Genomic DNA, 10,750 nt, shown 5'->3' on the forward strand with positions numbered 1-10,750 from the left:
TTAGCTGAAAGAAGGATTCATTAATTCCCATTGATAGCTAGCAGCACTTAATAAATAAAGAGGTGCTGTTTCTGTACGAAGGATTCTTGGTCCTAATCCACAAAGTATCCCTTTGTGTTCTACAAAATAATCGACTTCATCGCGGGATAATCCACCTTCTGGTCCAAAGACAGCTAAGATTCGACTATCTGGTTTTGTTTCACTAAGAATTTTGGCTGCATTTGATTTTTCGCCTTGCTTTGCTGATTCCTCATAAGCAACCAAGACCACGTCATAATCATCTAGCCGCTCAAATAAATCTTGTTTCGTTTCCAATAACTCTACTGATGGCACGATCTGCCGATGGGATTGTTCCGCTGCCTCTTGAGCAATCTTTTCAAGCCGTTGTTGTCGTTTCATACGTTTTTTTGCATCCCATTTAACGACAGAGGCTGATGCCGGGAAACCAAGAAAAGCTTGCGCTCCTAATTCAGTGGATTTCTGAACGATCCAATCCAGCTTTTCCCCTTTAGGATAGCCACTCGCTATGGTAATCGAACTTGGCAGTTCCTTTTGATTTTCTTCTTTTTTAATTTCTTTCAGATAAACAGCCTCTTCAGTAATCTCCGTGATTTCTGCAACAATGGCTATTTGATCATTGAATGCCAAAAAAACTTCATCCTCGGGTTCCATCCTCATAACCCGTACAATGTGGTGATAGTTTTCCCCTTCTAAAACAAAATAGTCTTTTGATTCATATGATTCTTTTAAAAAATACCGCTGCATCTATTCCACCTCTGGTTTTTTCAAAATAATTGCATACCAGTCTTTTTGCTGGAAAATTTGATCCACGATAAACCCTTGTTCTAACATGGCATCCAGAACCATTTGCTTCTTCTCTTCAATGATTCCTGAAACGATCAGCGTGCCTGTTTGCTTCAGTAAACGCCAAGCATCTGGGATCATCAATAAGATGATATCTGCTAAAATGTTCGCAACGATTACATCACTTTCAATCTCGATTCCTGTCAAAAGATCGTTAGCTGATACATGGACATCTTTGGCTATTTCATTCATATCCATATTTTCTTTCGCCGAACGAACGGCTACTTCGTCTAAATCAAAGGCATAGACATCTTTTGCACCAAGATATTTTGCTGCAATACTTAGCACGCCCGACCCAGTTCCCACATCTAGCAATGTTTCACCACCACGCAAGACTGTTTCTAGTGCTGTCAATGTCAAGGAAGTCGTGGGATGAGTGCCTGTGCCAAATGCCATACCAGGATCTAGTGTGATAATTTTTTCTAGAGGATCTTCTGTCTGGTAGTTTTCCCAGCTTGGCGCAACCGTCAGCATTCGCGTAATACGCACCGGATGATAGTATTTCTTCCAGGCTGTTGCCCAGTTGCTTTCCTCTACTTCACTAACTGTTACTTTATTTTTTCCAATAGCTAGACCAAACTCAGGTAATTGTGTGATACGATCTTTGATAAAAGGCAAGATTTCCGGTAAGAAAGTCGTTTCCGGAAAATAAGCCATGACTAGTGCGCCTTCTTTCAGCGATGTAAAATCATTTTTATCTAAAATCTCACCATATTGATCCGACTGAAAATGTTCAACATCTAAAGAATCTTCAATCGCGACACCACTCGCCCCTGCCTCCATCAAAATATTAGCAACTGCTTCGACTGCTTCACTTTCAGTTTCTACTTTTACTTCATTCCATTTCATATCTGTCACTCCTTAATAACTTGGGTACGGTAAATAAGTATCTGCTTCATTTTGCTGTTTTACTTCTACTAATTCTGCTAGTTGTTGATTATCCCAGTGAAGCTCGAATACAGCTTCGTCATCGTCTTCATCCAAAAAATCAAGCAAATCGCTTTGCCCTTGAGCTAATACTTCATTTAGATATTCCACTAAAGAATCAGCTACTGATTTTGCCAACCCTTTTTTTCCTTCATAAGGGATTACTGCTAGATAATTGCGTTCATCAAAAACAGATTTCTGAGGATTAAAAAGAAGTACGCCGTCTTCAAATTCGATAATTGGTTCTTGCGAAACGATCCCTTCTGCATCATCAATCTCAAATTGTGCTTTATTTTCTGCAAACAAGCGAACAACGATCTCGATCGTATGATTTTTTGTATCCCAATCTAAAGCTACATCATAGTCTGTCACTTGTTTTTCAATTATTTCATCTAAATATGTTAATAGATCCTTCTTTTTCATTTTCTTTCCTCCAACCCCAATCTTTCTCGATTTGGTTTTTTCTTTGTAAAGAGATATAAGGATTTCCCGACACAACAAAACGCAACGGCTTTTCTGTCCATACACCTTTGTTTGGGATACCGATTCTAGGCAAAGCATTGATCTTTTTTGGTGTCTTTTTTTTCTCAAAAACTAAGCGTAACGAACTATCTGCTATAGACTGACCATAAAGTTCTTGAGGAATTGCTAATGCTTCCACTAATTTTCCCGGACCGTTGCTGATATCTGGACCAGTTTTTCCGCCACGATTTTTACTCATTTGATCAATCATTGCGGCGGGTTCGATTGCACGTATCATTACTCCTTGAGGAATCCCTTCTGGCTGAGTAATGATGTTCAAAATCCGATGAGTATGCATCGTGTAAAGGTAGATCGTACCTGGTTTTTCATACATTGCCCGCACACGCGGTGTTCTTCTTAAACCATAGCTATGGGCGGCCTCGTCTTCTGGACCTAGGTATGCTTCCGCGTCTACAATATATCCAGCTAATCTTCCTTCTGGTGTGTCATGCTCCAAATACATCCCCAATAAATCCCGTGCCACTTCTGGCGTCGTTTTATTCCAAAAAAATTCATCTATCTTTTGTTTATCCGTCATTTTTCTCACCTACTTTATCATACACAATATTAGTTGGATAAGCTATGAAAACAAAACAACAGAAGGCTGTTCTTTCTAGGCATCTTGCTAAATATGATATAATTAAGGGACGTAAAAACAAGAAGGAGGAAAATCCTATGCAACAGCCATTGGCTTATCGCATGAGACCTCGAACGATCGATGAAGTCGTTGGTCAGCAGCATCTAGTCGGGGAAGGAAAAATCATACGCCGCATGGTCGATGCTCGCATGCTCTCTTCCATGATTCTATATGGACCTCCTGGTACTGGAAAAACGAGTATCGCAAGTGCGATCGCCGGCTCTACTAATTATGCATTTCGCATGCTAAACGCCGCTACAGATTCAAAAAAGGATCTACAAGTTGTAGCGGAAGAAGCAAAAATGAGTGGTACAGTGATCCTCTTATTGGATGAAGTACACCGATTAGATAAAACAAAACAGGATTTTCTGCTTCCTCATTTAGAAAGTGGCCGAATCATCTTGATCGGAGCGACTACTGAGAATCCTTATATTACCATCAATCCAGCGATCCGCAGCCGTACACAGATCTTTGAAGTCAAACCATTAACAGAACAAGACATCCAGTTGGCAGTCGAACATGCTTTAAGGGATAAAGAACGCGGCCTTGGACAACAAGCAATCCAGTTAGACGAAGATGCTCTTCTTCACCTTTCGCGTGCAACGAACGGCGATTTGCGGAGTGCATTGAATGGGCTGGAACTGGCTACACTATCGACTCCTTCAGATAAAGAAGGAAGGATTCATCTTACACTGTCGATCATTGAAGAATGTGTCCAAAGAAAAGCTCTTACCCATGACAAAAATGGAGATGCTCATTATGACGTTATTTCGGCTTTTCAAAAATCGATTCGTGGAAGTGATGTGGATGCTGCACTTCATTATCTCGCCCGTTTAGTTGAGGCAGGTGATCTGGCAAGTATTTGCCGGCGTCTGATGGTTATCGGTTATGAAGATATAGGTTTAGGTAATCCTGCTGCTGCGGCTCGTACAGTGAACGCTGTATTAGCTGCTGAAAAATTGGGATTGCCTGAGGCACGTATCCCACTAGCAGACGTCGTCGTCGATCTTTGCTTGTCGCCAAAATCCAATTCTGCCTACATGGCATTAGATGCAGCACTTGCTGATATTCGAGAGGGCAAAGCTGGAGATGTTCCTGATCATTTGAGAGATAGCCATTACAAAGGTGCGAAATCACTCAACCGTGGCGTGGGTTATCAGTATCCTCATCATTTTGATCAGGCTTGGGTCAATCAGCAATATTTACCAGATAAACTGAAGAATGCTCAGTATTATCAGCCAAAAGATACAGGGAAATATGAACAGGCTCTGGGTCAACAGTATTACCGTATAAAAGAGTGGAAAAAGCATCCTCCAAAAAACTAGACAAGAAAACGGTTCTGTTTCTGCGAGCTCTCTCATTGCTCTTTTTAAATTCATATGCTACTATAGAGGTGGGAAATCTGTGATGTTCGAATTGTCCTCTTTGTGTGTTGACCGAACATTTTTATTGATATCTTGGGACCCGTCTTGTGTCACTGCTGGTAACATGCCTTATCATTTGGTAGTTCGAAGCTACGACCATGGGACCCACCTGCTTGAATTCGCGGGATCAATACTACAGGACAAACAACGGCATTAACGGAGATTACCATCTTTTAAAGAATAAAGCAATTTGCTCTTGGCAAATTGCTTTTTCTATTTGTTGCTTATTTTGGAGGATTTGTTCATGATTAGGATTTTAATGATTATCGCCACTTTAGTATTATTATTCGTTAGCTATTATTTATTTAATAAACAGGATATCTTTTTTGTATTGATCAACAAAAATGATAAAAATCAAGGATTCCTACAATTTTACGGTGCTGCATATGCTGTTTTAGGCGTAATGGGTATTTTAACAGCTTTTTTCAATCAACGCTTTATTGCCTTGGTCTTTTTACTGATCGTAATTATTGTTTCTGCCACCTTCAGTATCCGATTTGCAAAAAAAATTGCTGAACCAAAGCAGTAAATAATTCTCTTTTTCCCTAAAGTGTTCTACAATAAAAGAGTACAATACGATTGACTTGAGGAGTGAATGCTTATGTTACAACAATACAAAAAAATCATGGTTGCCGTAGATGGTTCTGATGAAGCTGAATTAGCTTTTAAAAAGGCGGTCAATGTAGCTATCCGAAATAACGGAGAACTTCTATTAGCACATGTCATTGACACACGTTCTTTCCAAACCGTTTCATCCTTTGATGGAATGCTTGCAGAACAAGCTACTGAAATGGCAAAGCAAACATTGGCAGATTATGAAAGCAATGCGAAGAAAGCTGGCTTGAATAATGTAACCTCTGTCGTAGAATATGGCTCACCAAAACAAATTATTGCCAGAGAAATCCCAGAAGATAATCAAGTAGATTTGATTATGTTAGGAGCCACAGGATTGAATGCTGTAGAACGTTTATTTATTGGTTCTGTTTCTGAATATGTTATTAGAAACGCAGCTTGCGATGTGCTTGTTGTCCGAACTGATTTAGAAAACCAATTGCCAGCTAAAGACCACACCAAAGCTTAACACGTAGACGACCTGCCAACTATCGGCAGGTTTTTTTGCACAAAAAACCGTGATAAAAACAAAAGACGCGGCAAGCACTCATCGGTCTTTATAATGTTTAAAATAAAGGGAAAACAGTCAATGAGTTCAAGTAAAATAAAAAAAGTGAACACCAGGGCGATTAGTCGCCCTGGTGTGGTTTAAAACGACCTAAGCATGCCAAAGCTTATTGGTTCGTCAATGTGGAAGTTTCCGATGAATCTGATACGAAAAAATATGAAGTATCGATGGCGGATACCGATTTTATCGCCAAACTAAAATTTTATTTCGGGTTCGGGTACCGCGAGAAGGCAAGTGCTACATTCGGTAAATCATTCAAGAATTGATGAAAGGCTACCGCTTGCCATTGCAACCACAACGATACTCCTGAACGCGATGTTGGTGAGATTTCCAAAGAGAAGAGCTGTTTAATGCAACGGTATTAAGCAAATGGCAAAAGGAAGTCATGTAGACAAAGTTTTTTATCAAACACCATATGATTTCGCCTGAACGCTGGTTTAGCTCAGAATACAATGATGTGGTCCACGAGACATTACCCTCAGTCAGATAAAAAAAGCTCTCTGACAGAATTACACATCGATAAATATTAAGTAAATGTCAGCGCTAGTTGAACTTTCTGACACTTTCAGGTACACTGGAAAAGACAACTACACGAAGGAGGGAAAATACTATGATGCGCATGACTAAAATAACAAGTAATGAAAATTACCAACGATACCATATCGCATTTAGCCATGCAATTGGTTTTACAGTTGCTGTTGACGGGACAAGTTTGTCCAAAACAGTTGAATTCACGTAAAATCAATGGCCATCTCAAGGTATTTTTCTCATGATAATCTGAGTTTAAATAACACAGGCCATGGATAACCATGGCCTTTTTGAGTGGTCTCAAGGAGAGAGATCATGATCATACAAGCAATTTCTATTAAAAAAACAATCGGCGGGAATCCATTATTTGAGGATTTATCCTGTCAAATTGAAGCTGGTGAAAAAATTGCCTTAGTCGGTATCAACGGAACTGGCAAATCAACCTTTTTACAAATCTTGACCGGCAGAGAAGGTGTCGACAGCGGTGTTATCAGTCGCAAAAAAGGCTTAAAGATCGGGACGGTCGAACAAGAACTTACAGTTTCCGAAGCGACCGTCAACCACTACTTGCTCCATTCTGCCGCTGAGATACAGGACCTCAAACAGCAAATGAGTCGCTACGAAGCATTGATGACAGAACCAGATACAAACTTAGAGAAGTGTCTGGCCCGTTACGGTGAGCTGCAGCATCGCTTTGAAGAACTAGGCGGTTACGTATTAGAAGACCGGATTGCAGCGATCTTGCAAGGCTTAGGGATTCCACACCGTCAGGAAGCACGGTTAACAGAACTTAGCGGAGGCGAACGAGTTAAAGTCGCTTTAGCCAAAATTTTAGCAGCCGATGCCGATTTACTTTTACTCGATGAACCGACCAATCATTTAGATCTTAACAGTATTCGCTGGTTGGAAAACTATTTACAGAATACAAAAAAATCGGTTCTGGTCGTTTCTCATGATCGGCAATTTCTCGATCAAGTCACCACAAAAACATGGGAACTGGAAGAAGGTGCATTGATTGAGTATCCCGGAAACTACAGCCGTTTTCGAGTCTTGAAAGAAGCTCGCTTGGCTGAGCTGACAAAAAATTACGAACTGCAGCAAAAAGAAGTCCAGCGGTTGAAAGTCATGATTCGTCGTTTTCGTCAGTGGGCACATGAAGGAGACAATGAGTCCTTCTTCAAAAAAGCCAAAGAACTGGAACGCCGCCTGGCGAAACTGACACTCGTCAAACCGCCACCTCCCCCGAAAAATCGGCTGCAAAGCTTGTCTAATGGTGGAAAATCTGGCAAAGAAGTTTTCATCATTCAAAACTTGCACCAGCAGTACGCTGATCAAGTACTATTCAAAGACAGCAGTTTTGCAGTCTATCGTGGAGATCATTTAGCCATCATCGGCGACAATGGTGCAGGAAAATCAACCTTACTCAAATTATTACTCGGTGAGGAAAAGCCTTACGGTGGCACCATCAAATTAGGTAGTAGCTTGCAAATCGGTTATTTGCCGCAGCAGCTGCAGTTTGCCGATCCCGATAGCCGTTTGCTGGCTTACGCCATCACATTGACTGGAAACGAAGAAGTCGCTCGACGGCAATTAGCCAAAAGTGGCTTTTATCAAAGCGATGTGGGTAAACGGATCAAAGATTTATCCGGTGGTGAAAAAATCCGTTTGGCGTTGCTGAAACTCTTTTTAGAAAAAATCAACGTCCTGATTTTGGATGAACCAACCAATCACCTCGACAGCTATGCTCGAGAAGAAATTGAAGAAATGCTGCAAGACTATCAAGGAACGCTCCTAGCAGTCAGCCATGACCGCTACTTTTTGCAGCAACACTTCCAAGAAGCACTCGTTATTGATCAGGAGCAGATCAGCCGCCAGCCGCTCGGCCAACTGATTGACTAGGACGTTTTTTCGCAACAAAAAACTTGATTTTCATACCTGTGCTTTCACGATTCAGGCAAAGTACAGGTGGAAAATCAAGTTTTTATTATTCGATCAATGAATGTTTCGGATCGGTTTTCTAGCTAAACATAAAGCGAAGAATAAAGTCGACAGCCCACGAGGCTGATCTAAAAATGTTTTTTCTTTTTACATATGTAATGTCCCTTATAAAGATGAATGAAAATAAAATATTGGGATTTTCCTGAAAATCAATAAATAAAATGCCAGTCTTTTCCCTTTTGACCACTTTTCCAAGCAAAATTCCCTAAGAAGATCCTGTAAAAAAGAAGGGAAATTGAAGTTAAATTACCATTTTGCGGTCTTCTCCGCAAAAAAAACACATGCAAGAATTCCCTCTTGCATGCGTTTCATCTTTTATCCTAACGAATGCTTTGGCTTAGCCGCGCAGACGCTCCACATCACGGGCAATCATTAGTTCCTCATCTGTTGGGATCACTAATACTCTTACTTTTGATTCTTTTGTAGAGATATCTACTTCTTCACCACGCAATTCATTCAACGCTGGATCGATTTCACAACCAAACCAAGACATACCTTTGATGATTTCACTACGTACATGTCCGTCATTCTCGCCGATACCAGCAGTAAAGACAATTGCATCAACACCATTCATCGTTGTCACATAACCGCCGATGTATTTTCGGATGCGGTCCACGAAAATGTCATAAGCTAAACGAATATGTTCTTTTTCATAGTTCTTTTCAAGATCACGCATATCACTAGACAATCCTGTTAGGCCTAGCAGACCAGATTTCTTGTTCAAAACATTGATCATTTCATCAATATCAATCTCTAATTTTTCCATTAAATATGGGAGAACAGCTGGATCGATATCACCTGAACGTGTACCCATTGTCACCCCAGCTAATGGTGTGAATCCCATAGAAGTATCCATGGATTTACCTCCATCGACTGCTGTGATCGATACACCATTTCCTAAGTGGCAAGTGATGATTTTTAGTTCTTCGATCGGTTTGTTCAATAATTTTGCCGCACGTTCCGACACATAACGATGACTTGTGCCATGGAAGCCATATTTTCTTACTTTGAAATCTTCATAATAAGACACCGGTAAGCTATATAAATAATTTTGCTTTGGCATTGTTGAGTGGAAAGATGTATCGAATACAGCCACACTCAAAATGTCAGGTAAAATCTTTTTAAACGCTTTGATCCCCATTAAGTTTGCAGGATTATGCAAAGGAGCAAATTCTGCTAATTCAGCAATGCGGTCCATTACTTTCTCATCGATCACTACTGAATCCCCATAAGTTTCTCCTCCGTGAACAACACGGTGCCCTACTCCGGTGATTTCATCATAAGAGCTTAAAATTTGCAGTTCAATCAACTGATCTAACAGCATTTTTACTGCTACTTCGTGGTTTTCGATATCCATGATTTGTTCGAATTTTTGATTATCGCCGTACTTGATGGTAAAAATAGAATCTTGTAAACCGATACGTTCGACGATCCCTTTCGCAACTACGGTTTCTTCTGGCATTTGATATAATTGCCATTTCAAACTTGAACTCCCAGCATTGATTGCAATTGTTTTAGACATATGACTCTCCTTCTCGTTGAATGATTACAGAGCAGATGATTTCCAGTTTTTAAACTCGTTGAAAAATTCCGTCACCTTCTCTGGTTCTTTTAATGAAGCAAGTTTCACAAGCAAGACTTCTTTTACTTGTTGTGCTTGTGGTCCTTTTTTCTGTAAGATCAAAATACTTTTTTGCGATTGTTTATTACGGAACAATTCATCTGGCAATTGAATCATTCCTTGAAGATAACCTTCTTCTTTAAACCATTTTTTGATTTCTTCACTTTGATCCGTTTCTAAAAATCCACTCGGCATCAAAAACAAACCAAAACCATCCGGCTTCACATATTTCATTGATTGCTCTAGCAATAAATGATGTGCATAACTATGGCCTTCTTCGGTACTTGTTAAAAACTCTTTTGCTTTTTCGTCATTCGGATAATAACCGATTGGCAAATCGCTGATTGCAAAATCGACAGGATCTATTAATAATTCCTGCAACCCGTCTTGATGAAAGTATTGAACATTTGCTTGTGTCAAATCACTTGTAGAAGCTGCGACAGCCAACAATGTATCATCAATATCCACACCAATTCCTTCTGTTTGGTACCCCGCATTCGATAGGTTTAAAAGAACTGTTAATAACAAGTTGCCCATTCCTGCCGCAATATCCAGAATCTTAACCGGTGCTTTTTTATTTGTGTATAGTTGTTCAATAAGAAAAACAAATAAAAAACCGATACTATCAGGAGTGAGTTGATGGTTCGCCTGCAAATGTTCTGTCTGGCTGCCCTTCAATAAAAGTAATTGAGACAGTCTGCGCCATTCTTCTGGCTCGAAAGAAAGTTTCTTCAACTCTTCATAAAGAGCTGTGATCCGTTGCGTTGTCTCTTTTGTCGGCACTCCATCCACCACACGTACTTGATAATCATCTATTAAATTTTCTGCATTTTCGACATAGGCTTCTAAAAAGGAAGTTCCCAATGCATTCTGTAAAAGCTGAATAGCTTCCAGGTTTTGATTAAACCCTTGTTCCATTTTTTCTGGTAACATGGTGCACCTCATTTCTAGATATATTATAACAATTTTTTCACCTGTTTAATTCTATCGAACAATTGACAAAATTTCAATCGTTTTCACTGTTTTTTATTTGTGAAACGGCAAACATT

The 10,750-nt window shown here is 39.9% G+C and carries 12 protein-coding genes and 1 other RNA gene; 7 read left to right on the forward strand and 6 right to left on the reverse strand.

Translation table 11 applies throughout. The annotated features are described in order from the left end of the window. The 4 genes from PYW34_RS10790 to PYW34_RS10805 are packed head-to-tail and all read right to left on the reverse strand — an operon-like array spanning nt 1 to nt 2,851. A complete protein-coding gene (locus tag PYW34_RS10790; protein WP_002289095.1) occupies nt 1–765 on the reverse strand; it encodes a 16S rRNA (uracil(1498)-N(3))-methyltransferase in 765 nt (254 codons plus the stop codon). Then, nucleotides 766–1,713: a 50S ribosomal protein L11 methyltransferase gene (prmA, locus tag PYW34_RS10795; RefSeq protein WP_002289093.1), complete on the reverse strand. Its 948-nt coding sequence runs from the start codon at nt 1,711–1,713 to the stop codon at nt 766–768. 12 nt (nt 1,714–1,725) lie between these two features. Beyond that, nucleotides 1,726–2,214, reverse strand: coding sequence for a DUF3013 family protein (locus PYW34_RS10800; RefSeq protein ID WP_002289091.1), 489 nt, complete (start codon nt 2,212–2,214; stop codon nt 1,726–1,728). Next, on the reverse strand, nt 2,180–2,851 hold the full coding sequence (locus PYW34_RS10805; RefSeq protein WP_002289090.1) for a DNA-3-methyladenine glycosylase: 672 nt from the start codon (nt 2,849–2,851) through the stop codon (nt 2,180–2,182). The genes PYW34_RS10800 and PYW34_RS10805 overlap by 35 nt, the downstream gene beginning before the upstream one ends. A gap of 137 nt (nt 2,852–2,988) precedes the next feature. Here PYW34_RS10805 and PYW34_RS10810 point away from each other — a divergent pair, with 137 nt between their 5' ends. The 7 genes from PYW34_RS10810 (at nt 2,989) to abc-f (ending at nt 7,981) form a co-directional block, all read left to right on the forward strand. Beyond that, entirely contained in the window at nt 2,989–4,275 is a 1,287-nt protein-coding gene (locus PYW34_RS10810) for a replication-associated recombination protein A (RefSeq protein ID WP_002289088.1), read from the forward strand. 71 nt (nt 4,276–4,346) lie between these two features. Then, a non-coding RNA gene (ssrS, locus tag PYW34_RS10815) (6S RNA) lies at nt 4,347–4,541 on the forward strand. Nucleotides 4,542–4,618: 77 nt separating this feature from the next. Further along, entirely contained in the window at nt 4,619–4,903 is a 285-nt protein-coding gene (locus tag PYW34_RS10820; protein WP_002293648.1) for a hypothetical protein, read from the forward strand. Between the two features lie 72 nt (nt 4,904–4,975). Next, the gene (locus PYW34_RS10825) at nt 4,976–5,455 is read left to right on the forward strand and encodes a universal stress protein (protein ID WP_002293649.1); all 480 of its coding nucleotides are present in this window, start codon (nt 4,976–4,978) and stop codon (nt 5,453–5,455) included. Nucleotides 5,456–5,676: 221 nt separating this feature from the next. Then, on the forward strand, nt 5,677–5,820 hold the full coding sequence (locus PYW34_RS10830; protein WP_002293650.1) for a portal protein: 144 nt from the start codon (nt 5,677–5,679) through the stop codon (nt 5,818–5,820). Nucleotides 5,821–6,164: 344 nt separating this feature from the next. Further along, on the forward strand, nt 6,165–6,293 hold the full coding sequence (locus PYW34_RS10835) for a hypothetical protein (RefSeq protein ID WP_002293651.1): 129 nt from the start codon (nt 6,165–6,167) through the stop codon (nt 6,291–6,293). Nucleotides 6,294–6,397: 104 nt separating this feature from the next. After that, on the forward strand, nt 6,398–7,981 hold the full coding sequence (gene abc-f / locus PYW34_RS10840) for a ribosomal protection-like ABC-F family protein (RefSeq protein WP_002286153.1): 1,584 nt from the start codon (nt 6,398–6,400) through the stop codon (nt 7,979–7,981). A gap of 436 nt (nt 7,982–8,417) precedes the next feature. Here the strand turns inward: abc-f and PYW34_RS10845 are convergent, their stop codons facing one another. Continuing rightward, entirely contained in the window at nt 8,418–9,602 is a 1,185-nt protein-coding gene (locus PYW34_RS10845) for an acetate/propionate family kinase (protein ID WP_002286171.1), read from the reverse strand. A 24-nt stretch (nt 9,603–9,626) separates the two neighbouring features. Further along, nucleotides 9,627–10,634, reverse strand: a complete 1,008-nt coding sequence (locus PYW34_RS10850; protein WP_002286175.1) for a class I SAM-dependent methyltransferase — start codon at nt 10,632–10,634, stop codon at nt 9,627–9,629. Nucleotides 10,635–10,750 lie beyond the last annotated feature (116 nt).

Origin of the sequence: Enterococcus faecium (assembly GCF_029023785.1) — a bacterium.
GTDB lineage: Bacteria > Bacillota > Bacilli > Lactobacillales > Enterococcaceae > Enterococcus_B > Enterococcus_B faecium.